Genomic DNA, 27000 nt, shown 5'->3' on the forward strand with positions numbered 1-27000 from the left:
TGACTCTCCCGTGCGGGATGCCTCTGCTACCATACCTGTACCCGGGCGTGGAGAAAAGTCGCAGCGGGGCTATGCTTTGCAGAGCGTTTATATAATGAATACGGAGATACTGAGATGCACTCAGGGGTGAAGGGCACGCTGATTGTCGCGCTGGCGGCGGTTTGTCTGGCATTGGGGTCGTCAGCGTTCGGCTGGGAAAAAGATAAAACCTATAAAATTACCATTCTGCATACCAACGATCACCACGGCCATTTCTGGCGCAACGACCTGGGTGAGTATGGCCTGGCGGCGCAGAAGACGCTGGTGGACAGGATTCGCAAAGAGGTTTCCCTACAGGGCGGCAGCGTGCTGCTGCTCTCCGGCGGCGATATTAATACCGGGGTGCCGGAATCCGATCTCCAGGACGCTGAACCCGATTTTCGCGGCATGAATCTGATTGGTTACGACGCCATGGCGGTGGGCAATCATGAATTCGATAACCCGCTTACGGTGCTGCGCCAGCAGGAGAAGCTGGCGAAGTTCCCCTTCCTTTCCGCCAATATCTACCAGAAAAGCAGCGGCGAGCGACTGTTTAAGCCCTGGACGCTGTTTACCCCTCAGGGACTGAAGGTCGCGGTCATCGGCCTGACCACCGACGACACCGCGCGAATTGGCAATCCGGAATATTTGCAGGATATCGAGTTTCGCTCTCCCGCCGGCGAGGCGAAGCTGGTGATTCAGGAGCTTCAGCAGAACGAAAAGCCGGATGCCATTATCGCCGTCACCCATATGGGCCATTACGATAACGGCAATCATGGATCCAACGCCCCTGGCGATGTGGAGCTGGCCCGCGCCATGGATCCCGGCGCGCTGGCGCTGATCGTCGGCGGTCACTCGCAGGATCCGGTCTGTATGGCGGCGGAGAATAAAAAGCAGCGCGACTATATTCCGGGCACCGCCTGCAAGCCGGATCGCCAGAACGGCACCTGGATAGTCCAGGCCCACGAATGGGGCAAATATGTCGGGCGTGCCGATTTTGAATTTCGTAACGGCGAGATGACGCTGGTGAACTATCAGCTACTGCCGGTCAATCTGAAACGCACTATCGACTGGGGCGACGGCAAGCGCGAACGGGTACTGTATGCGCCGCAGATCCCGGAAAATCAGCGCATGATTAGCCTGCTGGCCCCTTTTCAGCGTAAAGGGCAGGCCCAGCTTAAGGTGAAGATCGGTAGCGTCAACGCGCGGCTGGAAGGCGATCGTGACAAAGTGCGTTTCGAACAGACCAATCTGGCGAGGCTTATTCTTAACGGGTTGATGGCGCGCAGCGGGGCTGACTTTGCCGTGATGAGCGGCGGTGGTATTCGCGACTCCATTACGGCGGGGGATATCACCTATGCCGACGTGCTGCGGGTTCAGCCGTTTGGTAATACCCTGGCGTACGTTGATATGAAGGGGAGCGACGTGGTTCGCTATCTGACGGCGGTCGCGCAGAAGACGCCCAATTCCGGGGCTTACCCGCAGTTCGCGAATGTGGGAATGCAGATTGAAGGTTCGGGGATCAAGGCGTTGACCATTAAAGGGCAGCCTGTCGACGCCAATAAAACCTACCGGATGGCGACCCTGAGTTTTAACGCCGCCGGGGGCGATGGTTACCCCAAACTCGATGACCATTCGGGCTATGTGAATAGCGGTTTTATCGATGCTGAAGTGCTCAAGCAGTATATCGAACAGAATTCGCCCATCGATGCCGACGCCCTGGCGCCGAAGGGCGAAGTGAGCTGGCGCTAATCCGGCTTAGCCGTGGCGTGCGATATCGGCGAACTGCGCATTCAGCAGTTTCGCCAGATCCGCCGCCGCCAGTTCAATATCCAGCCCGCGTTTGCCGCCAGAAATAAAGATGGTGGCAAATTCAGCGGCTGGCGCATCTATCGCCGTCGGCAGGCGCTTTTTCTGCCCCAGCGGGCTAATGCCGCCCACCAGATAGCCGGTGGAACGCTGCGCCACCTGGGGATCGGCCATCGCCACTTTCTTTACGCCAAAGGCCTTAGCCACTTTTTTAAGATCGAGCTGGCTCGCAACCGGCGTTACTGCCACCGCAAGGTGCTTCATATCTTCATTCAGCGCTACCAGCAGCGTCTTATAAACCTGTTCCGGATTGAGTCCCAGTTTGCGTACCACCTCATCACCGAAGTTGGTCTCAGTGGGATCGTGATCGTAAGTATGAACCTTAAAGCCGATCTTATTCTTTTCCAGGAGTTTAACTGCGGGAGTCATGATTTCCTTCTTGTTGATCCGAATGGCGCGATCTGCGCGGATCAGCGCTGCCGGAGCAGGCTGGGGAGATTGCTCTCGCCATAAAGGTGCAGTGCGCCTACGGCCACCACATAGCGGCCGGGTGGAAGCTTGTGCAGGAAATCGTACCACTGCCGGTTGCGCTGTACCATCAGCACATCGTAGAGCTCATTGCTGAAGGTGCTGGGCAGCGAGGGATCGGGCGCCGCAGGCGGCGATTTCAGCCACCAGCTAATCATGGTTTGCAGCAGACGGGCGTTGGTATGCCAGTGAATCAACGTATCCTGCAACAGTCCCAGCCCGGCATCCGGCAGCGTTTGCAGCAGCGTCAGCTGATTCCCGGTGCCTTCCAGCTCCCGTACCGGCCGCTGAAACTGGCTCGCTGCCTGAATCAACTGATAGTCGATGCCGTAGTCCGGGCGCAGTCCCAGTTTCTGAGCCTGATGGGCCTGGAGCAGCAGCGCTATCTGCCACAGCGGCAGGTTATCGACGTTCTCCAGCGGGATATTCAGCTCCCGCAGCAGCTTCAGGGCATGTTCCAGCGTTTTCTGGTTCAGGCGTGTTTCCAGCGGTGGTTCTTCACCATGGCTGGAGAACGGCGAATCGCTACCGCTGATATCGGCTTCGACCACCAGCGCATCGGCTTCGCGCAGTTTGCGCACCAGGCGCGTCGGTAACGGCGCCATATCGGGCGTGCCCATATGAATACTGCCCACCAGATGCAGGTGGCGCTGACCGGGAAGGGTAATATCAAGGGCGGGCCAGGGGTAACTGTGACTCCCGAAGCGGGAAAAGAGAGTATGGAGACGGCTTAACAAACCCATGGCGCATTCCCTGACTGAAAAGGCCATGCTAACGCCCCGCATGGCGGGGCGCAATTGCCGGGAGAGCTATCGGACCATTCCGTTCGAATTACTGCTTAGGCTTAAACCGCAGTAGCCGGTTGGCGTTGCTTACCACCGTAATGGAAGAGAGCGCCATGGCGGCGCCTGCCACCACCGGGTTCAGCAGGGTGCCGGTCAGCGGCCAGAGAATACCGGCGGCGATCGGGATGCCCAGCGAGTTGTAAATAAAAGCCCCCAGCAGATTCTGCTTCATATTGCGAAGCGTAGCGCGCGAGATAGCCAGCGCGTCCGCCACGCCGGTCAGGCTGTGGCGCATCAGAGTAATGGCGGCGGTTTCGATAGCGACATCGCTGCCGCCGCCCATCGCGATACCCACATCGGCCTGCGCCAGCGCCGGGGCGTCGTTAATACCGTCGCCCACCATCGCCACCTTACGACCCTGCTGCTGTAGCTGGATAATGGCCTGGGCCTTGCCGTCTGGCAGAACACCGGCAATGACTTCGTCGATACCCGCCTCCCGGGCGATGGCCCCGGCGGTGGTCGGGTTGTCGCCGGTCAGCATCACCAGCCGGTAGCCTTCGCGGTGCAGGCGCGCCAGTGCGGCAGCACTGTCTTCGCGCAGCGGATCGCGGATGGCGAACAGCGCCGCGACTTCGCCGTCCTGCGCCAGCAGCACTGGCGTGGCGCCTTCGGCGGAATGGGCTTCGATGCGGGCTTCCAGCGGGCCGCAGTCGATACCCTGTTCGCTCAGCAGGGCGCGATTGCCGAGCTGCAGGGTATGGCCTTCCGCGCTACCGCTGACTCCCAGACCGCGCAGGGTACGGAAGCCGTCAACTTGCGGCAGCGTCTGTCCGCCAGCCTTTTCCAGAATAGCGCGCGCCAGCGGGTGGCTGGAGCCCTGTTCCAGCGCGGCTGCCAGCAGTAAGGCCTGGTCGGCATTAATATGCGGCGCGGTTTCTATCGCCACCACCTGCGGTTTGCCTTCGGTCAGGGTGCCGGTTTTATCAAACACCAGCGTATCCAGCTCGCTTGCGCGCTGCAGGGCGTCGGCGTCCCGAACCAGCACGCCGAATTCCGCTGCCCGACCCACGCCGGAGATAATCGACATCGGCGTTGCCAGCCCAAGAGCGCAGGGACAGGCGATAATCAGTACCGTAGTGGCGATCACCAGGGTGTAGACGATCTGCGGCGCCGGACCGAAGAAATACCAGATGGCGGCGCTAACCAGGGCAATGGCGACCACTACCGGCACAAAGATGGCCGAGATGCGATCCGCCAGTTGGCCAATTTCCGGTTTGCTGCTCTGGGCCTGGCGGACCATACGAATAATGCGCGCCAGGGTGGTATGGCCGCCGACGGCGCTTGCCTGAAACAGCACGCTGCCGTCCTGTACCAGGGTACCGGCGTGAATCTCTTCGCCGCTGGCTTTCTGTTGCGGCACTGGCTCACCGGTTAACATGGCTTCATCAAACCAGGCCTCGCCCTGGGTGATTGCGCCATCCACCGGCACCCGATCGCCGGTGGTCAGGCGCAGGACCATCCCAGGCTGCACTTCTGACAGGGGAAGCGTACGCTCGCCCTGTTCATCTACCACCCGGGCGGTGGGGGGCGTCAGATCCAGCAGGCGTTCCAGCGCTTTCGACGAACGCTGGCGGGCCCGGGCTTCCAGCATATGGCCAAGGTTAATCAGACCGATAATCATGGCGCTGGCCTCGTAATAGAGGTGGCGCGCCGCTTCCGGGAAGAAATTCGGCCAGAGGTTCACGCTAATCGAGTAGAGCCAGGCGGCACCGGTCCCCAGGGCCACCAGGGTGTCCATGGTCGCGCTGCGGTTGAGCAGGCTTTTCCATGCGCTGCGATAGAAGTGGCCGCCAGCTACTACCATGACCAACAGGGTGAGCAGACCGATACCCAGCCAGATGCTATGGTTCTCCTCGGTCAGCATCATATTGTCACCGAGCATGCCCCAGACCATGACGGGTATCCCAACCGCCAGAGCCAGGATCGCCTGCCAGCGGAAGCGTTTTACCGCCGCCTGGGCGGTCTGCTGCTGGCGTTCGCGGCGTATAGCGTCATCTTCGATGGCTTCAGCGCCGTAGCCTGCTCCTTCTACCGCTTTTACTAAATCGGCGGCGGAGGCACTGCCCATCACCAGCGCGGTGCGCTCCGCCAGATTTACCCGCGCCTGGCTGACACCCGCAACGCCCTGCAGCGCGTTTTGCACCCGGGTGACGCAGCTGGCGCAGCTCATACCATTGATGAGCAGCTGCAGGCTGTCGTCATCGTCGTTACTGTTGGCAGAGGCAGCCGGAAGCTGTGAGGGAACCGCTGTCGGCGCTTCCGACGGGATTGATGACTCCGTCAGCGGTTTAGCCTTTGGGTGGCTGAGCTCTGCGCCGTATCCGGCCTGTTGCACGGTGGCGATCAGGGTGTCGGCGCTGGCGCTACCGGTTACGGTGGCGTGGTCGATAGTGACCTCTGCCTGTTCGACATCCGGACGCTGTTCCAGACTCTCTTTAACGCGTTTTACGCAGTGGCCACAGGAGAGGCCATCCAGCGTAAGATCAATGACGTGAGACATATCAGACTCCTCGATTCAGGGCCATAGCGCGACCCGGTTTATTCACTGTGATTAAGCTTAAACCTTCCAGCAAGGGGAAGGTCAAGGGCTTTACTTCTTTATCCGAAACGAGCCATCAGCCAGAAGTACACAGCAAGACAGAGTATAAATATCGCCGGAAACAGAGCAGTGGACTTAACCCGTAGTTCAAAGTCGTTAAGGAACACACAGAACAAACTCTCGGAAAAACGAATGCCGGTCATGGCATTTCTATAATTCTGCGGTGAAAGGTAGTGACTAATATACTTTTGCCATAAGTCTTTTGTTTAAGAATATTCATGCAATGCTTGCGACAAATCTTATAAAACTCCGTTCTGTGAGCAGTGAATCCTCATACACTGCGTCCATCGGCAATATATTTTCAGGTTGTATGGTGTTTTCATTCGCTGGACGATGTCTCTCGCATCGGTGTTATTTCTGTGTAATTTGGTTTTCATTGATTTAAATCATATTAGTGAGTTAATTGTGTAATTTATCTTGTTTTTATTCTTTCACATTGTCGGTTGTCCTGGTTTTTATTTTATAACTGGAGTTATAGGCTGTTTTTTGTTCTTTGTGCGGGGTTTTGTTTTGATTTTTAACAGACGAAAATTCTTAAGAATCTTCTAATTGAAGATCTATGATCTGCAATGTTGATCGTATGTAGATGAATGCTCTAATATGGCAAGTAAGGAAACGCAATTTCAGAAAATATTCACACAGCGATCAAAGAGGGATTTATGAGCGACAGCTTCCAGAAAGAGATACCCAAAGCCCGCATTAACCTGAAACTTGACCTGCATACCGGAGGGGCGAGTAAGAAAACTGAGCTGCCGCTCAAACTACTGGTTGCCGGTGATTTCAGTAACGGTCAGGAAACGGCGCCCCTGTCAGAAAGAGAGAAGGTTAACGTCAATAAAAATAACTTTAACAGTGTCCTCTCGGAATTTTCCCCTTCAGTAAACCTCACCGTTGAAAACACCCTGGCCGGTGACGGCAGCGAAGAAAATATCAACCTGACCTTCCGTGATATGAAAGATTTCACGCCGGAGCAGGTAGCCCGCCAGATCCCGCAACTGAAAGCCATGCTGGCGATGCGTAATTTGTTGCGCGATCTCAAAGCGAACCTGCTGGATAACGTCACTTTCCGTAAGGAGCTGGAAAAAATCCTGCGGGATCCGGCGCTCAGCGATGAGCTGCGTAATGAACTGTCCGCCCTGGCGCCGCAACAGGCGTAACAAAGGCCCTGTGTTTAACGGATTAACGAGAGAAAATGCTGATGTCTGTAAAAAATGAATCGGTCGCCGGCGGCGAAAGCGTGGTAGTGGAACGTTCTGAAGCCGGTGGCGTGTATGCCTCCCTGTTTGAAAAAATTCATCTGAGTCCGGTGGATAAACTGAGCGCCCTGGAGTCCTGGCAGGATAACCAGGCTATGTCGGACGCCACGGCAGACGAGCGCGTAACCGCCGCCATGCAGATCTTCCTGGAGCGCCTGAAACAGTCCGGCTCGAAGGTAGAGAAGCTCGACAAGACCCTGCTGGATCACCACATCGCCGAGCTGGACAGCCAGATCAGCCGCCAGTTGGACGCGGTAATGCACCATCCCGAATTCCAGAAAGTGGAATCACTGTGGCGCGGCCTGAAACATACCGTGGATAAGACCGATTTCCGCCAGAATGTGAAGCTGGAAATCCTCGATCTGTCGAAAGAAGACCTGCGTCAGGATTTCGAAGACTCCCCGGAAATCATCCAGAGCGGCCTGTACAAACAGACCTATATCGATGAATACGACACCCCCGGCGGAGAGCCGATTGCCGCGCTGATTTCGTCTTACGAGTTCGACGCTTCGGCCCAGGATGTGGCGCTGCTGCGCAACATTTCCAAAGTGTCTGCCGCCGCCCATATGCCGTTTATCGGCTCGGTGGGACCGAAGTTCTTCCTGAAAGAGAGTATGGAAGACGTCGCTGCTATCAAGGATATCGGCAACTACTTCGACCGCGCCGAATACATCAAGTGGAAGTCGTTCCGTGACACCGACGATTCCCGCTACATTGGCCTGACTATGCCGCGGGTGCTGGGGCGTCTGCCCTACGGGCCGGATACCGTACCGGTGCGCAGCTTTAACTATGTGGAAGAGGTTAAGGGGCCGGATCACGAGAAATACCTGTGGACCAACGCCTCGTTCGCCTTTGCCGCCAATATGGTGCGCAGCTTTATCAATAACGGCTGGTGTGTGCAGATCCGTGGGCCCCAGGCCGGTGGCGCGGTACAGGATCTGCCGATCCACCTGTACGATCTGGGTACCGGCAATCAGGTGAAGATCCCGTCGGAAGTGATGATCCCGGAAACCCGCGAGTTTGAGTTTTCGAATCTGGGCTTTATTCCGCTCTCCTACTACAAGAACCGCGATTACGCCTGCTTCTTCTCGGCCAACTCGACCCAGAAACCGGCGCTGTACGACACCGCGGACGCCACCGCCAACAGCCGCATTAACGCGCGCCTGCCGTACATCTTCCTGCTGTCGCGTATCGCTCACTACCTGAAACTGATTCAGCGCGAAAATATCGGCACCACCAAGGACCGTCGCCTGCTGGAGCTGGAGCTGAACACCTGGGTACGCACCCTGGTGACTGAGATGACCGATCCGGGCGACGAACTGCAGGCCTCGCACCCGCTGCGCGACGCCAGAGTGGTGGTGGAAGACATCGAGGACAACCCGGGCTTCTTCCGCGTGAAGCTCTACGCCATCCCGCACTTCCAGGTGGAAGGGATGGACGTCAACCTGTCTCTGGTCAGCCAGATGCCGAAGGCGAAAGCGTAAGGCGGAGGTGCCGTGAAGACAGTCCAACCCTTGTGGGGGCGAGGGATTATGGTCTCGCCCCAGCACTTTCAGCAGCAGGCCGCATTTGCGGCCTGGTCTGACGAATGTATTGCCCGGATGGGGTTGAATCATCCCTGGGGCGTTTTGCAGGCGACCTTTGAGCCAGATGCCCTGAAGCTGGGGCGTCTTCAGCCCCGTCACCTGAATGTCCGTTTTCAGGATGGGACGCTGATTGATACCGATAATGGCGATGCTTTACCGTCGGCGCTGGTACTTGATGACGTACAGGGCGAGGCGGTGGTGGTGCTGGCATTACCGCTGCTGCGTGCCAATGGTGGCAACTGTCTGAAGCCGGATGAAATTGCAGAACGTCCTGTGCGTTTTCGCCAGCGCTGGCGGGATGTCCGCAACCAGTTTGGCGATGATGACCGTCAGATAGCCATTCTGCAGCCGGAACTGACGCTACGCCTGGCGCACCAGGATAACAGCGATTATCTGACCTGCCCGGTAGCGCGTCTGTTGCAGGATCCGCAGGGTAACTGGATGCTTGATGATGCCTTTCTGCCGCCGCTGTTGACACTGAAGGCCAGCCGCTGGTTGATGGCGCAGTTGGAACTGCTGATGACCCGTTTACGGGCCAGGCTTATCCGCCTGATGTCCATGCGCCGTGAAAGCAATGAACGGATGGCGGATTTCGCGGTGGCGGATGTGTCGCTGTTCTGGCTGCTGAATGCCCTGAACAGCGCCGAGCCGGTGCTGGGGCAGTTTCAGCGTTTTCCACAGAGTGCGCCGGAGCGCCTCTGGACAGAGCTGGCCCGTCTGGCCGGAGGATTGCTGACCTTTTCACTGGAGCATCAGGTAAGCGACATCCCTGCCTGGCAGCATGAGCAACTGAATGAGGTTTTCCCCCCGTTGTTCGATCTGCTCAGTGAGTTGCTGGAAGCCAGCCTGCCCTCGCGGGTGGTGGCCGTTGAACTGGAGCACGATAAGCGCCTGCATCAGTGGCTGGCCCGGCTGCACGATCCCCGGCTGCGTGAAGGGGCTGACTATTATCTGTCCGTTCGCTCGCCCATGTCGGTGGCACAACTGCAGGAGCAATTCCCGCGTCAGTGTAAGGCTGGTAGCCCGGACTATGTCACCAGTCTGGTCAATGCTTCCCGTCAGGGGATCCCCCTGAAGCCCCTGCGTCATGTGCCGGCCGCCATTCCTCTGCGTCTGGAAAACCAGTATTTCTCCCTCGATCTGGCCCATCCGGCCGCGCAGGAGATGCTCCAGAGCGGCAACTGTATGTTTTACGTCCCGGGCACCCTGGGGGAGCCTGAGCTTGAACTGTTTGCGGTGCTGAGAACATGAGTGAAAAAAACATGGATATTGATGCGCTGCTGCAGAACACCTGGTTGCAGGTCATCAGCCTGCGCCATGGTCCCGTTTTTCAGGACGGGGAAGGGCGGCTGTTGTGGGAGCGTTGTGTGGCCGATGCAGAGCGGGTGCAGCTGGCTCTGAAACAGGCTGGCTACGATGAACAGAGCTGCCGGGATATTCTTTATGCGCAGTGTGCGCTGATTGATGAAGTGGTTAAGGGGCGTGGTGTGCAGGATGATGCCTGCGTGCAGTGGTATGACGTCCCCCTGCAGGGCCATTTTCTGGGCACCATTGATGCCGGTGATGAACTGTGCGATCGCATGCGGGAGGTCCTGCGTGAGCCGGCGCCTGAACAGATCGTACTGACCTGTTTTCACCGGGTCATGATACTGGGTTTTCTGGGGGAGTATCGTTCGATTAGCGATCCGGCCCGGGAAAAACTGGTGCAGGCGCTGACGGCGCAGGTTCCGCCCTTTAGCTATCCGCAGACGGCGCCGGTGGTGGCCGGAATAAAAGCAGGGTGTGGTGTTGCGGGCTGGCTGGCCAGCTGGCCGGTTCGTATCGCGTTTTCCCTGTTGATTCTGGCGGCACTGTGGTGGGGACTGAATCACTGGCTGGATAGCCTGCTGGCCACACTGCTGCCAGGAGCCGTGACATGAGTGCTGCGGTACGTCGCTGGCTGGCGCTGTGGACGGCCCTGCTGACGGCGGTCGTCTGTCTGGTCTTTCTGCCGGTTTCCCAGTCAGTTGCTCTCCTGTTGACGCTGCTGGTCTGGGGTGGGCTGGCGGCGCTGCTCTGGCTAAGACGGCGCGCGCCGACGCCGGAAATGGCAGCCAGCCTGGATAATCTGCCCGATGCCCGCTGGCGCAGACCCATCGTACTGGTCTGTGGCGATTTGCCTGCGCCCTGGCCGGATGGCTCGCCGGTACTGACGGTGGATGACGGCTGCTGGATCCGGGTTAAGCAGGAGCAGGAGCTGGACCATGTCGCCCGTCAGCTGTTACGGGATCGTCCGGACTGGGGGCGCCAGCTGTCGGTGATGATTTCTGTCTGCCCGCAGCAGCACCAGGATCAGGCGGCGCTGGAGCGCCATTTGCTCGCTCTGCGCTGGCAGGTCAGTCAACTGCGTCGTGAGACAGGGCATGCCGTTCCGCTGATTCTGAGTGCGCATGTCGGCAGTATGATGAAGCGAAGCGATATCTGGCAGGCCGCTGTTGCGGGAGAACCAGTTAGCGTCTGGCGTGAGTCGGCGGCGCCGATTTCTGTCGCCAGCCAGGTCACGACCGGTGGGGCAATGGCCATACGCCAGCAGATCCTGATGAACAGCCTGATGACCTGGTTTGGGAGTCATGTGACTGCCGCCTTTGTCCGTGAAAATCCGGATATGCCTGTTATCAGTCCGACCGCGGTGCTGTGGCGGCTGGGCCCGGCACTGAATGGCGCTCTGCCGTTATCGCTCTGGCATGACTGGCTGCGCCAGCACACGGCACTAAACCAGGTGGAGGGCTGGCAGCCTTCTGAAAGCGCGTCCCCGGCAGGCACGCTGTTACCGGATTTTATTCTGCCCCTGCTGCCTGAAGGCCGCGGACTGACACCACGCCAGCGGGCGTGGCGCTGCGGACTGACGATTTTCACGCTGGCGGCGATCGTGGCCTTATGCAGTAGCGCCTGGAATAACCGGCAACTGATAAAACGTGTGACGTTCGATATCAGCCACTACCAGCGCATTGCCATGAAGGATTACGGGCCGAAAGCGGAAGCCGTGAAAACGCTGCGTCTGGACGCCGCTGAACTGGATAACCATGCCCGAAACGGTGAACCCTCTCGTCTGGGACTGGGGTTATATCAGGGGGAACGCCTGCGAATGCCGCTACTGGAGGCGATAAGCTCATACGTCCCGCCGCCGCCGCCGCCGAAACCCAAGCCGAAGCCGGTGCCGAAAATCGTGCGCCTCGACAGCATGTCGCTGTTCGATTCCGGCAAATCTGATCTGAAAACCGGTTCCACCAAAATGCTGGTTAACTCGCTGGTCGGCATCAAAGCGAAGCCCGGCTGGCTGATTGTTGTGTCCGGCCATACCGATAACACCGGCAATCCGCAACTGAATCAGACGCTCTCCCTGAAGCGCGCCGAAGCGGTGCGTGACTGGATGCGCGATACCGGCGACGTGCCGGAAAGCTGTTTCGCGGTGCAGGGCTATGGTGAAAGCCGCCCTGTTGCCACCAATGACACGCCGGAAGGCCGCGCGCAGAACCGTCGTGTCGAAATTAGTCTGGTGCCGCAGGCGAATGCCTGTCAGGTACCGGGCGTTACCACCACGTCATCGCAGGATGATGACGCATCACAACATGAAATGGAGTAATTACGATGGCAATCCCAGTTTATCTGTGGCTGAAAGACGACGGCGGCGCGGACATTAAAGGGTCTGTGGACGTTCAGGATCGTGAAGGCAGCATCGAGGTCGTTGCTCAGGAGCATAACCTGTACATCCCGACCGACAACAACACCGGCAAGCTGACCGGCACCCGTATCCATACGCCGTTCCTTTTCACCAAGGAAATCGACTCCTCCAGCCCGTACCTGTACAAGGCGGTGACCACCGGCCAGACCCTGAAATCCGCGGAATTCAAGTGGTACAAAATCAACGACGCGGGCCAGGAAGTGGAGTACTTCAACACCAAACTGGAAAACGTGAAGGTGGTGAAGGTGAATCCGGTGATGCACGACATCAAAGACCCGAGCTTCGAGAAGCATAACCACCTGGAGCAGATCGAACTGCGCTACGAAAAAATCACCTGGACCTACAAGGACGGCAACATCATTCATTCCGATTCCTGGAACGAACGCGCCACCGCGTAAGCCCTTGTTCCCCTCTCCCCTCCGGGGAGAGGGTCAGGGTGAGGGGGAAATTTGCTGAGCGCCTGCGGGTAGCGGGCTTTCAGCAAAGAACACCACCACATGACTGCTTTCCGTACCTGATGCGCCTGGGGCAACGGCGACGGGCGGTAGCATGCCTGCCTGCAACCGATAAAGAGAGAAACTCATGGAAAATCCCGCCATCCTGTTACGCCGTCTTAACCCTTACTGCGCCCGTGCGATGGAAGGCGCTGCCACGCTGTGCCAGACCCGCGCCCATGCGGAGATTCTGCCGGAGCACTGGCTGCTGAAGCTGCTGGAGCAGGGCGAAGGAGATCTGACGGTACTGGCGCGCCGTTACGAATGGGATATGGACAACCTGTGGCAGGATCTGCTGGGCTGGCTGGATCAGCGACCGCGTTCGGTTCGCGGTCGCCCGCAGCTTTCGGACAACATCCAGACCCTGATGCAGCAGGCCTGGCTGCGGGCCTCGCTGGCGGGGGAAGAGCAAATCCGCAGCCTCCATCTGCTGATGGCGCTGACGGAAAACCCGAAGCTGGCGCAGTGCGACGGCCTGTGGCCTCTGCTGACCCTGGGGCAGAGCCAGCTGGAACGACTGCGCGGTCTGCTGGACGCTCAGTCGGACGAGCGCCCGGAAGTGCAGCAGGAGGCGGAACTGGCGCAGGGCGGCGAGGTGGAAATAGTCGGCCGCCCGGCAGACGCGGAGATAAAAGAGGGGGGGCTTTCCCCCGCGCTGCAAAACGCGCTAGATAAGTTCACCCTGGATGTGACGGCCAAAGCGAAAGAGGGGAAGATCGACCCGGTGTTTGGCCGTGATAACGAGATCCGCCAGATGGTGGACATCCTCTCCAGGCGCCGCAAGAACAACCCGATTCTGGTGGGCGAGCCGGGCGTGGGTAAAACCGCGCTGGTGGAAGGACTGGCGCTGCGTATTGCCGAAGGTAACGTGCCGGAAAGCCTGAAGCCCGTGACCCTGCGAACCCTGGATCTCGGCCTGCTGCAGGCGGGCGCGGGCGTGAAAGGCGAATTCGAGCAGCGGCTGAAAAATATTATTGAGGCGGTGCAGCAGTCGCCCACGCCGGTGCTGCTGTTTATCGACGAAGCCCACACCATTATCGGCGCCGGTAATCAGGCCGGGGGCGCCGATGCCGCCAACCTGCTGAAACCGGCGCTGGCCCGCGGCGAGCTGCGCACCATTGCCGCCACCACCTGGAGCGAATACAAACAGTATTTTGAGCGCGATGCCGCGCTGGAGCGCCGCTTCCAGCGGGTTTTAGTGGACGAGCCGGACGACGACACCGCCTGCCTGATGCTGCGGGGCCTGAAACCGCGCTACGCGCAGCACCACGGGGTGCATATCACCGATGAAGCGGTCAGAGCCGCGGTCACGCTCTCGCGCCGCTACCTGACCGGCCGCCAGCTGCCGGACAAAGCGGTGGATCTGCTGGATACCGCGGCGGCCCGGGTGCGCATGAGCCTGGATACCGTGCCGGAAGAGATAGTACGTCTGGGTGCCGCCATCACCGCCCTGGAAATGGAAAAGCAGGCGTTGCTGGAAGATATCGCCGTCGGTAATCACGGCGATGGTGAACGGCTGGCGGCCATCGATACCCGGATGGAAAGCCTGCGCGAACAGCAGGATGTGCTGGAGCAGCAGTACCGTCAGGAAAAAGAACTCACCGCCCGGCTGCTGGACTGCCGCGCCGATATCTCCCGCCAGGCGGAAATTGCCGAACTCCAGCAGGCGCTGGCAGAGCTGCAACAGTCGCAGGCGCTGCTGATGCCGGATGTCGATGCCCGCACCGTGGCCAATGTGATTGCCGACTGGACCGGCGTGCCGCTCTCCTCATTAATGAAGGACGAGCAGACTGAACTGCTGACCCTGGAAGCGGAAATCGGCAAACGGGTGGTCGGGCAGGATGTGGCGCTTGCCGCCATTGCCCAACGCCTGCGCGCGGCCAAAACCGGGCTGACGGCCGAAAACGGTCCCCAGGGCGTGTTCCTGCTGGTCGGCCCCAGCGGCACCGGCAAAACCGAGACCGCGCTGACCCTGGCGGACTGCCTGTACGGCGGCGAGAAGTCGCTCATCACCATCAACCTCTCTGAATATCAGGAGCCGCACACCGTGAGCCAGCTGAAAGGCTCGCCGCCGGGCTACGTCGGCTACGGCCAGGGTGGCATTCTGACCGAGGCGGTGCGCAAGCGGCCTTACAGCGTGGTGCTGCTCGACGAAGTGGAAAAGGCGCACCGCGACGTGATGAACCTGTTCTACCAGGTGTTTGACCGCGGCTTTATGCGCGACGGTGAAGGGCGGGAAATTGACTTCCGCAACACGGTGATCCTGATGACCTCCAACCTGGGCAGCGACGCGCTGATGCAGTTGCTGGATGACCAGCCGGACGCCACAGAAGCTGACCTGCATGAACTGCTACGCCCGATGCTGCGCGACCACTTCCAGCCGGCGCTGCTGGCCCGCTTCCAGACGGTTATCTACCGCCCGCTGGGCAGGGATGCGATGCGCGCCATTGTGGGCATGAAGCTGGACCAGGTGCGCCAGCGTCTGGCGCGTCACTACGGCATCGCCACCCATACCCGCGATGCGCTGTTCGATGCTTTAACCGACGCCTGCCTGCTGCCGGACACCGGCGCCCGCAATATCGACAGCCTGCTGAATCAGCAGATCCTGCCGGTGCTCAGCCAGCAGCTGTTAAGCCATATGGCTGCGAAGCAAAAGCCGCAGACCCTGACCCTGGGCTGGGATGAGGAAGAAGGGATTGTGATGGCGTTTGATGATGAGAAGGGAGAGGCATGATGGGCAATCCACTGAACCTGATTTTTAACCACAGTCACCACCTGCTTGACGTAAAGGACTGCAACGCCACGCTGGATGTGCTGGCCTTTGAAGGGCAGGAGGCGCTGAGCCGCCCCTTCAGCTACCGCATTGAGTTTACCAGCGACGACCCGGCCATCCCCCGGGAAGCGATGCTGATGAAGTCCGCCTCGCTGACGCTGCGGGCGCCGGTGAACCAGGGCATGGGCATTAACATCCAGCAGACCGTGCGGGTGATTCAGGGCGTGGTGGCAGGTTTTGAGCGGCTGTCTACCTCAAAAGATGAGACCCGCTATGCCCTGACCCTGGAGCCGCGTCTGGCGCTGCTGAGTCGGTCACATCAGAATGCCATCTACCAGGATATGTCGGTGCCGCAGATTGTGGAGAAGATCCTGCGCGAGCGCCACGGTATGCGCGGCCAGGATTTCCTGTTCTCACTGACAAACGAGTATCCCCGCCGCGAGCAGGTGATGCAGTACGGCGAGGACGATCTGCGCTTTATTACCCGGCTGCTGGGTGAGGTGGGGATCTGGTTCCGGTTCACCACCGACACCCGCCTCAACATCGACGTGGTGGAATTCTGCGACAGCCAGCAGGGTTATGAAGCGGGCCCCCTGCTGCCGTCGCTGCCGCCTTCCGGGCAGCTGGATAACGGCGTGGAGTCGGTCTGGGATATGGAGAGCCGCTACCAGGTAGTGGAAAAGCAGGTCAGTATTCGCGACTACAACTACCGCCAGGCGCTGGAAGAGATGGATCAGCAGGCGGACATTACCCGGGGTGACGAAACCACCTACGGGGAGGCCTACCACTACGCGGACAATTACCTGACGCCCGGCAACCGCTACGACCGACAGCCACAGCCGGAATCCGGCGCCTTCTACGCCCGCCTGCGCCATGAACGTTACCTGAACCGCCAGACCCGGCTGTTCGGGGTGACCAGCAGTGCTTCTCTGGCGCCGGGCCAGGTGCTGAAGGTGAGCGGCGGTCCGGAGGTGACGGAGATTTTCCGTCAGGGCGTGGCGATCACAAAGCTGGTCTGCCATGCCCGGCGCGATAAAAGCTTTGAGATCGGGTTCGAAGGGATCCCGGACAACGCGGATTACGGCTACCGCCCGGCGCCCCCGGCCCGCCCCACCATGGCCGGCACCCTGCCGGCGCGGGTGACCAGCACCACCGAAAACGACAGCTACGGCCATATCGACCGCGACGGCCGCTACCGGGTCAACATGCTGTTCGACCGGGATAACTGGGAGACCGGGTTCGAGAGCCTGTGGGTGCGCCAGTCGCGCCCCTACGCGGGGGACACCTATGGCCTGCACCTGCCGCTGCTGGCGGGTACCGAAGTGGCCATCGGCTTTGAAGACGGCAACCCGGACCGGCCCTGGATCGTCGGTGTGCTGCACGATTCGGCCCACCCGGACCACGTCACCATCCAGAACTACAAGCGTAACGTGCTGCGCACCCCTGCCAACAACAAAATCCGCCTGGATGACAGCCGCGGCCAGGAGCATATCAAGGTCTCGACCGAGTACGGCGGCAAGAGTCAGCTTAATCTCGGCCACTTGGTGGACAGTGAAAAACAGAAGCGGGGCGAAGGCTTTGAGCTGCGCACCGACAGCTGGGGCGCGATACGGGCGCAGAAGGGGCTGTTTATCACGGCGGACGGCCAGGCGAAGGCGCAGGGTGATGTGCTGGAGATGCAGGCGGCATTGAAAGAGCTGGAGGCCGCTAAAAAAACAACTGAAGGGCTCCGCCATGCTGCGGAATCAGCTCGCGCTGAGCTGGCCGATATCGCCAGCCAGACGGCATTACTGAATCAAACGTTGAATGCATTAAAACAACAGGCATTGTTGATGTCGGCTCCTGCGGGCATTGCTCAGGTAACCCCCGCTAGTATCCAACTGGCGGCGGGGGAAAATCTGATAGCAACTTCAGGCAAACATGCCGATTTCAGTATTGCTAAGAAATTTACCCTGGCGGTGGGGGAAGCCCTGAGTCTGTTTGCCCATAGAATGGGGATAAAAATATTTTCTTCTGAAGGTAAGGTCGATATTCAGGCGCAGTCTGATGCTTTAAACCTGTTCGCACAAAAGCAATTGAGTATCGCCAGCGCTGATGACAGCGTGATGATTTCTGCAAAAAAAGAGCTGTTACTGAATTGCGGCGGCTCGTTTATTCGATTGAGTCAGGCAGGGGTAGAAGTGGGGACCGCGAAAAATGTCACGCTGAAATGTATTGCAGTTCAACAGCAGCCCGCTTCGACGTTGAATTCAACACTTAAGCTTCCTTCTGGCTGTAAACCGGGGGTTGTTGCAGCGGCCCAGCAGCAAGAGGCTGTAGTTGTCCTTAGCTAATTTAGAGGAAAAAATAATGTCTAAAAAATTAGCCGTGTTGGGAGACAGAACGAGCAATGGAAAAATAGTGACGGCTACCGCTAATTTTTTCAGTGCTGGCAAGCAGGTGGCACAGAACGATGATAAAGCCACATGCTCGGTATGCAAAGGAACCTTCCCCATTCAGGGAACATCCTTGGGAATTGTCAGTAATGGCGTTTTGTTGGTGCAGGATCAGGATCGAGTGCTCTGTAACTGCTCCGGGCATCAGGTGATTGCTGGTTCAAATTACTTCACTGGTTAAGTCCGGAAGTTCATTAATGGCAGACTTACTTCATAAAAAGGACGTAAAGCATGGCATGCCAGGGGTTATGCACCACTAAAGGGTTGACAGTACTGCCGGTACGCTATGCGGTTGTGCCTGAAAATATAGCAGCTGGTTTACCTGAATGGGCAAATGATGCGCGCATTACTGGTGTGGGGCTTGTCGGTGGCGAAAAGTACGCGCTTCGCGCGCTTCGTCAGGGCTATCTGTATGTTTTCTATGAAAAAGGAAAGCAGGGCACCCACTACTGGCAGTGTTACAGCGTCGCGCCTGATGGCTCCCTGTGGTTGCAGCAGGTGGCTTCCAACCCGGCAGCCGTAGACAGGGCGCTTTGTCAGACCGATGGGCATCTTGCGCAAAACGTTGAGTTTATGAGCATTGAGGCTCCGGATAAATGTGGCAATGTCTGGTTTGCCTTCAGCCAGTACCCCTGGGAGCAGTCAACGCTGGACCGGTACGGTACTGATGCAAAAGCCCGGGCAGGGAGAATGCAGAAAGTCAGGCCATCGGTGACGGGGGCCGGTCGGTCAGAAACGGGAACGGAGGCAAATGAATCCAGCCTGGCCCGGGTTCTGGATTATCAGACAGTCTCTGTATCTGGTCAGCTACCGGGCCCGGATGATGTGAAGATTCAGAACGTCAGTCGGGCGACATCACTCTGGGACCCGGCGGTGGAAGATGTCTGGCGGATAAATGAAGAGGTTGTAAAGTCGCAATCCAGTCTGTACCCCTGGGCGAAGAGCAGGGCGGGGAATGCGGAGGCAACCGCAACGGCGATGCGCAACAGAAGTGAGGGGATGACGCCGCTTATCCTGCCGCTGTGGGATCCTGTAGGGATAGTCCATGAGCTGAATGGCTGGAGTCAGGACGTGCTGGGGCGCCAGGCGCAGTTTTTGCGGGAGCGTGAACTGGAATTTTCGACCAAAACCAGCCTGGATGCGTTAAAAACCATGATGGAGGATCGCATTCAGGCAAGGGGCGAGGCGAGCCTGGAGCGTAATGCATGGCGTAATAACAGTCTGTTATCCTCTGAGAATCTTGCCATGCGTCGGAAAACGCTGGAGCAGCGCTATCAGAACCGGCCCGAAGTGCTGGCGCAGATAGCGGAACAGGATACTCTGATTCGCGCGTGGCGTGAGCAGAATGTACCGGCAGCGTATCTGGAAGATATCATACTGACCCCCCTTGAACCTCCTGAGGCTTACCAGCACAAACTGGCCGGGATTAAGGCGCAGGTCGAACAGGAACTGCTGGAACGCCCCCGGAATTTTAATGATGCCCGGGCCCGTAGCTGGGCACCTTACCAGGCCTGTCTGAACCAGAACCGACTGGATAATTTTGCCACCTGCTATAAGTCGCTGGGCGACAAAGTTAATGAAATCTTTCAGCAGCGGATGGTCAGCGTTATCAACTGGCTGGATGCGCCGATATTGCTGACCACGCTGGATGATTTTCACTGTCCGGAACAGAGAGCCGGGCTGTTTTACCAGTCGGCAGTGACCATGGCGATAAGCGGTATCAACAGTTGTCCTGTCGGAGCGCAAAAGATAGACGCCTGGTGGAATGAATACAGCGTGGAGCGGCGTGAAAACCTGCTGTGGCGGCATGTTGCCGCCAATAATCCGCAGCGAATAGAGACGCTGGAGCCGCTGCTGACCGTGGTCAGGGAGCAGCAAGACAGCCCGGTTACTGCGCTAAATGCGGCCGAAGTTGTGGCATCGCTGGTCGCCCTGACCGGCGCCGTCAAAGGGGGGCTGGATAACTACAGCCTGGCGCTGGAAGCCAGCGGTGAAGCGCTACATCGCAACGCCAGCCGCCTTGAAGTTGAACTGTACCGGACCGATGCCTTTATTGTGACGGTGGGGGAGCGTGTGAGCCGGCTGTTACGGGTAGACAGGGCGGGTGAAACCCTGTCCACCACGGCGTTTCGTCTGATATTTCTGATGCGCACAGGAATATCGCGCGAGAGCGCCGGCAGGCTGGTGGAGGAGTATCTGCGCGGGGCGCCGGTCATGCGCCAGACAATTCTGAACAGTTTCAGCCGCAGCGGGGCGGGGCTGGCCAGCGAAGTGGAGATCGCTGCGCTAAAGCGAAACTTCTGGGCAAACCTGGATGAGCATATCCGGAGCGAAAAGGGCAGTCAGGAATACCGGCTGGCCCGGATCAACGGCCTGCTGCTGGTGCTGAACGCCATCGACTTTATCTGGCTCTGCACGCAGCTTAATGACGATAAGAAAGCGATAGGTGATCTGCTTTCCAGCGTGCTGGCGATGGTCAGTCAGACGATGAATATTACGCAGCTGGCCGTTGAGCACGGGCTAAAAGCGCGCCCCTTAACCGTTGCCTGGATTAAAGGCGCCGGGGCGGTGGCGGGGGGGCTGGCTTCTGCGGTGTCGGTATATGTGGACTGGTCAGCAGCAAACAATGAGTTAGAAAATAATCGTGTTTTTCTGGCTGGCGTTATCAGACTGAAAGCATTTGTTGATGGTTTGACATTAATTAAATCGGTTGGTTTATTGCTTAAGGTTATTGCCGATCAAACTGGAGTCGGATGGGCTGAGCGAGGCACTGGAATAATTGGCCGTGGGTTAGCCATAGAGATTTTTGGTATCAGGGTACTTGCCGTACTGATGACCTGGGAGGCAATGGTGGCAATCACGCTGCTGCAGGCCATCGCCGTGGCGGTTTCCCCGGATGAGCTGGAGCTGTGGTGCAGAAAGTGCGTTTTTGGCCGGGCGCCGTTAAACCGCTCGCTGGCCGAGCAGAATAAGGCCCTGGAAGCGGCAATAAAGGACATAGTATGAATACAGAGAATCAGCCGCAGACAAACTCTCGGTTCTTAAAAAAGGAAAAATTAAATAAGTTACGTAATGAGCGCGAAAAAGCCCTGAACAATGGCCGCTCCTGGACGCGGGAGCTGCCGCCGCCGCCGGTACTGCCGCCGTACGGCCCGCTGGAAAAAATTAGCGGTCGTCTGGAATCCTTCCGTAAGGAGTACTTCGAGGAATATTTTGGCGTGAAGGCATACCGGAGCAGCCCGCTGCCGGAAGTGACGGCGGGGCAGCGGGGGGCCGGGGCCGCCGCTGCCATTGCCGCCGGCAGCCCCGGCGCGGCGGCGGTGATAATGACGGAAGATGAGTCGTTAAACTGCCGGGCGGAATATGTGCAGGGGAGCATTAACGGCAAACCGTTTTGCGGCTGGGTGGGGATCACCCGGTTGCAGGTGGGTGATGAGGTGGAAATGGCGGTGGAGTGGCAGCATGACCATTACCAGGTCTATGCTATCGCCCTGCCGGAAGAGCGAATTATTTCGGTCTGTCCCGAATGTGATATGGGGCGGATCGCCCATGCCTTCTGGCGGATAAAAAATATGCTTGTCTTGACCATCTGTCTTATGTTTCTAATATTCTGTGTCAGCGTTGTTTATTATTTTTTTAATGACAGACAAAATGGGGTCGGTTATTGGGATAAAAATAGTGGTTCCTTGTTTTTTATGTTGGGCGGTGCGCTTGTTTTTACCGGGCTTATTGCCTTTTCAGCCTGGAAAGCCTACGCCCCGACCATCTGTAAACTCGCCGAAGAGATATATTCTCTTTTGGGAATGGAAAAGGTGGCCTGGATTAACCTGAATAAAGTTACAAAGAAAAGAGAGCGTCAGCTTCAGGCGCAGGGAAAGTGGCACGATCCGGGAGATAAAACCAGACCGGTCTGCCCCAGCCATAAATTTATATATGGCAGCGAGTACTGGTTTTATTATTGAGTTAACAGGCTGGAGCAATTTTTCAGGGAAGCAATGGCTATGTACTCAGAGAATCAGCAGCAGATAAATTCGCGGTTTCTGCCCGATGAATATTTACAGGATCTGCGTACTGAACGTGAAATAGCACAGAACTGTGGTGAGCCCTGGACGCGGGAGCTGCCGCCGCCGCCGGTGTTGCCGCCGTATGGCCCGCTGCAAAAAATTAGCGGACGCCTGGAATCCTTCCGTAAGGAATATTTCCGGGAATATTTTGGCGTGAAGGCATACCGGAGCAGCCCGCTGCCGGAAGTGACGACCGGGCAGCGGGGGGCCGGGGCCGCCGCTGCCATTGCCGCCGGCAGCCCTGGTATGGCGTCAGTGATAATGACGGATAGCGAATCGCAGAACAGTTCGGCGGAGTATGTGCAGGGGAGCATTAACGGCAAACCGTTTCGTGGCTGGGTGGGGATCACCCGGTTGCAGGTGGGTGATGAGGTGGAAATGGCGGTGGAGTGGCAGCATGACCATTACCAGGTCTATGCCATCGCCCTGCCGGAAGAGCGAATTATCTCGGTCTGCCCCGAATGCGATATGGGGCGGATCGCCCATGCCTTCTGGCGGATAAAAAATATGCTTGTCTTGACCATCTGTCTTATGTTTCTAATATTCTGTGTCAGCGTTGTTTATTATTTTTTTAATGACAGACAAAATGGTGTCGGTTATTGGGATAAAAATAGTGGTGCTTTGTTTTTTATGTTGGGCGGTGCGCTTGTTTTTACCGGGCTTATTGCCTTTTTTGCCTGGAAAGCCTACGCCCCGACCATCTGTAAACTCGCCGAAGAGATATATTCTCTTTTTGGAATGGAAAAAGTGGCCTGGATTAACCTGAATAAAGTCACAAAGAAAAGAGAGCGTCAGCTTCAGGCGCAGGGAAAGTGGCACGATCCGGGAGATAACACCAGACCGGTCTGCCCCAGCCAGAAATTTATATATGGCAGCGAGTACTGGTTTTATTACTGAGTTAACAGGCTGGAGCAATTTTTCAGGGAAGCAATGGCTATGTGTTCAGAGATTCAGCAGCAGATAAATTCGCGTTTTGTAGTATCGGAATTTTTTAGTGAATAATAAGTAGCTTTCCTGATTCAGAAAAATGTGCCCTGTAACTGCTCCGGGCATCAAGTGATTGCTGGTTCAAATTACTTCACTGGTTAAGTCCGGAAGTTCATTAATGTCAGACTTATTTCATAAAAAGGACGTAAAGCATGGCATGCCAGGGGTTATGCACCACTAAAGGGTTGACAGTACTGCCGGTACGATATGCGGTTGTGCCCGAAAATATAGCAGCTGGTTTACCTGAATGGGCAAATGATGCGCGCATTACTGGTGTGGGGCTTGCCGGTGGCGAAAAGTACGCGCTTCGCGCGCTTCGTCAGGGCTATCTGTATGTTTTCTATGAAAAAGGAAAGCAGGGCACCCATTACTGGCAGTGTTACAGCGTCGCGCCTGATGGCTCCCTGTGGTTGCAGCAGGTGGCTTCCAACCCGGCAGCCGTAGACAGGGCGCTTTGTCAGACCGGTGAGCATATTGCGCAAAACGTTGAGTTTATGAGCATTGAGGCTCCGGATAAATGTGGCAATGTCTGGTTTGCCTTCAGCCAGTACCCCTGGGAGCAGTCAACGCTGGACCGGTACGGTACTGATGCAAAAGCCCGGGCAGGGAGAATGCAGAAAGTCAGGCCATCGGTGACGGGGGCCGGTCGGTCAGAAACGGGAACGGAGGCAAATGAATCCAGCCTGGCCCGGGTTCTGGATTATCAGACAGTCTCTGTATCTGGTCAGCTACCGGGCCCGGATGATGTGAAGATTCAGAACGTCAGTCGGGCGACATCACTCTGGGACCCGGCGGTGGAGGATGTCTGGCGGATAAATGAAGAGGTTGTAAAGTCGCAATCCAGTCTGTACCTCTGGGCGAAGAGCAGGGCGGGGAATGCGGAGGCAACCGCAACGGCGATGCGCAACAGAAGTGAGGGGATGACGCCGCTTATCCTGCCGCTGTGGGATCCTGTAGGGATAGTCCATGAGCTGAATGGCTGGAGTCAGGACGTGCTGGGGCGCCAGGCGCAGTTTTTGCGGGAGCGAGAGCTGGAATTTTCGACCAAAACCAGCCTGGATGCGTTAAAAAACCTGCTGGAAGACAGAGCGCAGGTTGTCGGTGAGACTGTAGTGGAACGCGTTGCGCAGCCGGAAAACGCATTGCTGTCTGATGAATATCTCGATATGCGTCTAAAAACGCTTGAGCAGCGTTATCAGAACAAACCCGATGTGCTGGCGCAAGTCAGGGCTGATGACAAATTAGTCAGGTCATGGCATGCGCAGAGTGTGACGGCATCCTACCCCGAAAATGTATTAATGAGTCCGCCAGAGCCTCTGGAAGCCCACCAACGACGGGTTGCAGCAATAAAGAGGCAGGTGGATAAGGAACTGACAGAGCGCCCGCAAAATTTCACTAATGCCAAAGCAAGAAGCTGGGCACCTTACCAGGCTAAACTGAATGCAACCCGGCAGGCTAATTTTGATGCCTGTTATAAGAGTCTGGGCGACAGGGTTAACGAAATCTTTCAGATGAGGATCGCAAGCGTCGTGAGCTGGCTTAGCGCGCCGCTGCTGGTGACGGTTCTGGACGATTTTTATTGTACGGAACAGCGGGCCGGGCTGTTCTACCAGTCGGCGGTTGGAATGGCGATAAATGGTATCAACAGTTGCCCGGCAGGTGCTGCCAGGTTGGATAACTGGTGGAATGAGTACAGCACAAAAAGCAATACCAACCTTTTGTGGCGGCATGTTGCCGCCAATAATCCAGAGCTGATGGCGGCGCTGGAGCCGTTCCTGGCAACGGTGAAAGCGAAAAAAGATGAAGAGGTGACCCCGCTAACGGCGACCGCCGTGACGGCGCTTTTGATGCAGCAGGCCGGAAACCTGAAAAAGCTGGAAGGGTATTATCAGAAATCCCTGAATAACGTTCTGAAAGGGTTACGGGAAAATGCCAGTAAAATAGAGACGGAAGTCTTCAGGACGGATGCTTTTATCGTCACGGTGGGGGACCGGGTAAGCCGCATTCTGACGGTCGATAAGATGGGAGAAAAACTATCGACCACGGCGTTCCGGCTGGTGTTTATGATAAGGGCGGGTATCCCGTCGGAAAAGGTTCACGCCCTGGTCAATGAATATCTGCATGATGCTCCGGCATTGCGTAGTGCAGTGCTGGCAGGCATTCGCAGCAGTAAACGCTTTATGGCAAGCCAGAGTGAGGTGGTGACCATCCGGCAGACGTTAAGCAGCAAGCTGGAAGAGCATTTTGCGACGGAGGAAGGCCGAAAGGAATTTCGACTGGCGGCAATAAACAGCTTGTTGCTGGTGCTGAATGCGCTGGATTTTATTTACCTGTGCGGCCAGGTCCAGGATGATAAGAAACCGTTGTCAAGCCTGGTGGCCAGCGGTCTGGCGATGGTAAGCCAGGGTACAACGGTGCTGTTACCCGCAATAGAAAAAGGGCTGGAAGCCCGGCCGTTAACGGTGGCATGGGTTAAGGGGGCGGGTGCGGCTGCGGGAGGTGCGGCTTCTCTGTTTTCAGTTTATGTGGATGTAAAATCTGTTGTGGATGAGTTTAGAAATAATAGAGTTTTCCTTTTGGGGATATTCGCAATAAAAACGGTAGTGGATGGGTTAGGGGCTTTGAAATCAGTTGGTTTACTTCTTGAGTTAGTCGGTAAGCCCCTTACTAAAAAATATGCCGGGAAAATTACCGGTTTCCTGGCATACGAATTTTTAGGTATTCGGGTGCTTGCCGTGCTGATGACCTGGGAAGCGATGGTGGCGATTACATTACTGCAGGTGGTTGCCGCCTGGATATCGGATGATGAACTTCAGCTGTGGTGTCAGAAATGCGTGTTTGGTACCGCGCCATTAAACCGCAGCCTGGAAACGCAGAATAAAGCGCTGGAAGCGGCAATAAAGGATATCTTATGACCTCAGTGGACCAAAAACAGCTCTGTTCACGGTTTATTGAACCGGAAAAACTCGCCAGGTTACGAACAAAGCGGGAAATCGAGTTGACTAATGGCAGGATCTGGACGCGGGAGCTGCCGCCACCGCCGGTACTGCCGCCGTATGGCCCGCTGGAAAAAATCAGCGGGCGGCTGGAATCCTTCAGTAAGGAGTGCTTCAGGGAATACTTTGACGTAAAGGCCTATCGCACCAGCACCCTGCCAGATATCTCTGATGGCCAGCGTGGCGCCGCAGCGGCGGCGGCCATTGCAGCGGGTAGTCCCGGCGTCGGGGCAACGATTATGGCCGAAAGTGAGTCTTCAAATGACACGGCTGACTATGTGCAGGGGACCATTAACGGCAGAGCATTTCGGGGCTGGGTGGGCATCACCCGCTTGCAGACTGGCGATGATGTGGAAATGATCGCGGGGTGGCAACATGATCATTACCAGGTCTATGCTATTGCGCTACCGGAAGAGCGGATTGTATCGATTTGCCCGAAATGCGATATGGGGCATATTGCCCATATGCTGTGGCGAATTAAAAATATGTTTATTCTCACCGCAATATTATTGTTTATGTTTATGTTTATGCTTGCGTTGCGAGTCTTTTTTGATGATGGAGTGTATTCTAATTATTGGATCGATTATCATGGGCCTATATACGTACTATTGGCTGCTTCATTAGGTATATCTGGTATGATTGCATATTTTGCCTATAAAGCCTGCGCACCTACACGCTGTAAGCTAGCAGAAGAGATATTTTCTCTGCTGGGAATGAACAATGTTGCAAGCATAAATCTTAATAAAGTAACAAGAAAACGCGAAAGGCAATTAATTTCCGAAGGTAAGTGCCACGACCCTGGTGATAAGGATAAACCTGCCTGCCCCAGTGCGAAGTTTATTTATTCGGGGGAAAGCTGGTTTTACTACTGAATAACTTTTAGTTGATT

19 protein-coding genes are annotated in these 27000 nt (G+C 57.0%); 15 read left to right on the forward strand and 4 right to left on the reverse strand.

Features of this window, described 5'->3' with window-relative positions; translation table 11 throughout:
• Window positions 1-114: 114 nt before the first annotated feature.
• Window positions 115-1770, forward strand: coding sequence for a bifunctional UDP-sugar hydrolase/5'-nucleotidase UshA (gene ushA, locus SCU88_RS05775; RefSeq protein WP_175339424.1), 1656 nt, complete (start codon window positions 115-117; stop codon window positions 1768-1770).
• A 6-nt stretch (window positions 1771-1776) separates the two neighbouring features.
• Here ushA and ybaK read toward each other — a convergent pair whose 3' ends face one another.
• From ybaK to copA, 3 genes are all read right to left on the reverse strand, one after another.
• Window positions 1777-2256 (reverse strand): Cys-tRNA(Pro)/Cys-tRNA(Cys) deacylase YbaK, encoded by a 480-nt coding sequence (gene ybaK, locus SCU88_RS05780; RefSeq protein ID WP_175339425.1) that lies wholly within the window; start codon window positions 2254-2256, stop codon window positions 1777-1779.
• A 41-nt stretch (window positions 2257-2297) separates the two neighbouring features.
• Window positions 2298-3098: a TraB/GumN family protein gene (locus SCU88_RS05785; protein WP_175339426.1), complete on the reverse strand. Its 801-nt coding sequence runs from the start codon at window positions 3096-3098 to the stop codon at window positions 2298-2300.
• An 88-nt stretch (window positions 3099-3186) separates the two neighbouring features.
• On the reverse strand, window positions 3187-5700 hold the full coding sequence (copA, locus tag SCU88_RS05790) for a copper-exporting P-type ATPase CopA (protein ID WP_175339427.1): 2514 nt from the start codon (window positions 5698-5700) through the stop codon (window positions 3187-3189).
• Between the two features lie 758 nt (window positions 5701-6458).
• Here copA and tssB point away from each other — a divergent pair.
• The 6 genes from tssB to hcp are packed head-to-tail and all read left to right on the forward strand — an operon-like array spanning window position 6459 to window position 12760.
• Complete coding sequence (gene tssB, locus SCU88_RS05795) at window positions 6459-6956, forward strand: type VI secretion system contractile sheath small subunit (RefSeq protein ID WP_175339428.1); 498 nt, start codon at window positions 6459-6461, stop codon at window positions 6954-6956.
• Window positions 6957-6991: 35 nt separating this feature from the next.
• Window positions 6992-8539 carry a type VI secretion system contractile sheath large subunit gene (gene tssC, locus SCU88_RS05800; RefSeq protein ID WP_138096076.1) on the forward strand — a complete coding sequence of 516 codons (1548 nt, stop codon included), beginning with the start codon at window positions 6992-6994 and terminating at the stop codon, window positions 8537-8539.
• Window positions 8540-8587: 48 nt separating this feature from the next.
• The gene (gene tssK / locus SCU88_RS05805) at window positions 8588-9892 is read left to right on the forward strand and encodes a type VI secretion system baseplate subunit TssK (protein ID WP_241666631.1); all 1305 of its coding nucleotides are present in this window, start codon (window positions 8588-8590) and stop codon (window positions 9890-9892) included.
• Window positions 9889-10560, forward strand: coding sequence for a type VI secretion system protein TssL, short form (gene tssL, locus SCU88_RS05810; protein WP_175339429.1), 672 nt, complete (start codon window positions 9889-9891; stop codon window positions 10558-10560). Before tssK ends, tssL begins: the two co-directional genes overlap by 4 nt.
• Window positions 10557-12263: an OmpA family protein gene (locus SCU88_RS05815; RefSeq protein WP_175339430.1), complete on the forward strand. Its 1707-nt coding sequence runs from the start codon at window positions 10557-10559 to the stop codon at window positions 12261-12263. The genes tssL and SCU88_RS05815 overlap by 4 nt, the downstream gene beginning before the upstream one ends.
• 5 nt (window positions 12264-12268) lie before the next feature.
• Complete coding sequence (hcp, locus tag SCU88_RS05820; protein ID WP_001007319.1) at window positions 12269-12760, forward strand: type VI secretion system effector Hcp; 492 nt, start codon at window positions 12269-12271, stop codon at window positions 12758-12760.
• Between the two features lie 33 nt (window positions 12761-12793).
• Here hcp and SCU88_RS05825 read toward each other — a convergent pair whose 3' ends face one another.
• On the reverse strand, window positions 12794-12946 hold the full coding sequence (locus tag SCU88_RS05825; RefSeq protein ID WP_168198782.1) for a hypothetical protein: 153 nt from the start codon (window positions 12944-12946) through the stop codon (window positions 12794-12796).
• Here SCU88_RS05825 and tssH point away from each other — a divergent pair.
• From tssH to SCU88_RS05865, 8 genes are all read left to right on the forward strand, one after another.
• Window positions 12945-15590: a type VI secretion system ATPase TssH gene (gene tssH, locus SCU88_RS05830; protein ID WP_175339431.1), complete on the forward strand. Its 2646-nt coding sequence runs from the start codon at window positions 12945-12947 to the stop codon at window positions 15588-15590. The genes SCU88_RS05825 and tssH overlap by 2 nt on opposite strands.
• Entirely contained in the window at window positions 15587-17962 is a 2376-nt protein-coding gene (locus SCU88_RS05835; protein ID WP_175339432.1) for a type VI secretion system tip protein VgrG, read from the forward strand. Before tssH ends, SCU88_RS05835 begins: the two co-directional genes overlap by 4 nt.
• Before the next feature lie 16 nt (window positions 17963-17978).
• On the forward strand, window positions 17979-18245 hold the full coding sequence (locus tag SCU88_RS05840; protein WP_175339433.1) for a PAAR domain-containing protein: 267 nt from the start codon (window positions 17979-17981) through the stop codon (window positions 18243-18245).
• Window positions 18246-18295: 50 nt separating this feature from the next.
• Window positions 18296-21070 carry a T6SS effector BTH_I2691 family protein gene (locus tag SCU88_RS05845; RefSeq protein ID WP_175339434.1) on the forward strand — a complete coding sequence of 925 codons (2775 nt, stop codon included), beginning with the start codon at window positions 18296-18298 and terminating at the stop codon, window positions 21068-21070.
• Window positions 21067-22026, forward strand: a complete 960-nt coding sequence (locus tag SCU88_RS05850; protein WP_431810093.1) for a putative type VI secretion system effector — start codon at window positions 21067-21069, stop codon at window positions 22024-22026. Before SCU88_RS05845 ends, SCU88_RS05850 begins: the two co-directional genes overlap by 4 nt.
• A gap of 39 nt (window positions 22027-22065) precedes the next feature.
• On the forward strand, window positions 22066-23025 hold the full coding sequence (locus SCU88_RS05855) for a putative type VI secretion system effector (protein WP_431810151.1): 960 nt from the start codon (window positions 22066-22068) through the stop codon (window positions 23023-23025).
• A 242-nt stretch (window positions 23026-23267) separates the two neighbouring features.
• Window positions 23268-26030, forward strand: coding sequence for a T6SS effector BTH_I2691 family protein (locus tag SCU88_RS05860; protein ID WP_431810094.1), 2763 nt, complete (start codon window positions 23268-23270; stop codon window positions 26028-26030).
• Window positions 26027-26983 (forward strand): putative type VI secretion system effector, encoded by a 957-nt coding sequence (locus SCU88_RS05865; protein ID WP_175339438.1) that lies wholly within the window; start codon window positions 26027-26029, stop codon window positions 26981-26983. The genes SCU88_RS05860 and SCU88_RS05865 overlap by 4 nt, the downstream gene beginning before the upstream one ends.
• The last annotated feature ends 17 nt before the right edge of the window (window positions 26984-27000 follow it).

Source organism: Jejuibacter sp. L23 (assembly GCF_050815825.1).
GTDB lineage: Bacteria > Pseudomonadota > Gammaproteobacteria > Enterobacterales > Enterobacteriaceae > Jejubacter > Jejubacter calystegiae.

What these genes read in the sequence shown, in the direction of transcription:
- tssH (WP_175339431.1), top strand. Translation starts at nt 12,945, where the DNA reads ATGGAAAATCCCGCCATCCTGTTACGCCGTCTTAACCCTTACTGCGCC.
- ushA (WP_175339424.1), top strand. Translation starts at nt 115, where the DNA reads ATGCACTCAGGGGTGAAGGGCACGCTGATTGTCGCGCTGGCGGCGGTT.
- copA (WP_175339427.1), bottom strand. Translation starts at nt 5,700, where the DNA reads ATGTCTCACGTCATTGATCTTACGCTGGATGGCCTCTCCTGTGGCCAC.
- hcp (WP_001007319.1), top strand. Translation starts at nt 12,269, where the DNA reads ATGGCAATCCCAGTTTATCTGTGGCTGAAAGACGACGGCGGCGCGGAC.
- tssB (WP_175339428.1), top strand. Translation starts at nt 6,459, where the DNA reads ATGAGCGACAGCTTCCAGAAAGAGATACCCAAAGCCCGCATTAACCTG.
- SCU88_RS05785 (WP_175339426.1), bottom strand. Translation starts at nt 3,098, where the DNA reads ATGGGTTTGTTAAGCCGTCTCCATACTCTCTTTTCCCGCTTCGGGAGT.
- SCU88_RS05850 (WP_431810093.1), top strand. Translation starts at nt 21,067, where the DNA reads ATGAATACAGAGAATCAGCCGCAGACAAACTCTCGGTTCTTAAAAAAG.
- tssL (WP_175339429.1), top strand. Translation starts at nt 9,889, where the DNA reads ATGAGTGAAAAAAACATGGATATTGATGCGCTGCTGCAGAACACCTGG.
- tssK (WP_241666631.1), top strand. Translation starts at nt 8,588, where the DNA reads ATGGTCTCGCCCCAGCACTTTCAGCAGCAGGCCGCATTTGCGGCCTGG.
- SCU88_RS05840 (WP_175339433.1), top strand. Translation starts at nt 17,979, where the DNA reads ATGTCTAAAAAATTAGCCGTGTTGGGAGACAGAACGAGCAATGGAAAA.
- SCU88_RS05845 (WP_175339434.1), top strand. Translation starts at nt 18,296, where the DNA reads ATGGCATGCCAGGGGTTATGCACCACTAAAGGGTTGACAGTACTGCCG.
- SCU88_RS05855 (WP_431810151.1), top strand. Translation starts at nt 22,066, where the DNA reads ATGTACTCAGAGAATCAGCAGCAGATAAATTCGCGGTTTCTGCCCGAT.
- ybaK (WP_175339425.1), bottom strand. Translation starts at nt 2,256, where the DNA reads ATGACTCCCGCAGTTAAACTCCTGGAAAAGAATAAGATCGGCTTTAAG.
- SCU88_RS05835 (WP_175339432.1), top strand. Translation starts at nt 15,587, where the DNA reads ATGATGGGCAATCCACTGAACCTGATTTTTAACCACAGTCACCACCTG.
- tssC (WP_138096076.1), top strand. Translation starts at nt 6,992, where the DNA reads ATGCTGATGTCTGTAAAAAATGAATCGGTCGCCGGCGGCGAAAGCGTG.
- SCU88_RS05815 (WP_175339430.1), top strand. Translation starts at nt 10,557, where the DNA reads ATGAGTGCTGCGGTACGTCGCTGGCTGGCGCTGTGGACGGCCCTGCTG.
- SCU88_RS05865 (WP_175339438.1), top strand. Translation starts at nt 26,027, where the DNA reads ATGACCTCAGTGGACCAAAAACAGCTCTGTTCACGGTTTATTGAACCG.
- SCU88_RS05860 (WP_431810094.1), top strand. Translation starts at nt 23,268, where the DNA reads ATGGCATGCCAGGGGTTATGCACCACTAAAGGGTTGACAGTACTGCCG.
- SCU88_RS05825 (WP_168198782.1), bottom strand. Translation starts at nt 12,946, where the DNA reads ATGAGTTTCTCTCTTTATCGGTTGCAGGCAGGCATGCTACCGCCCGTC.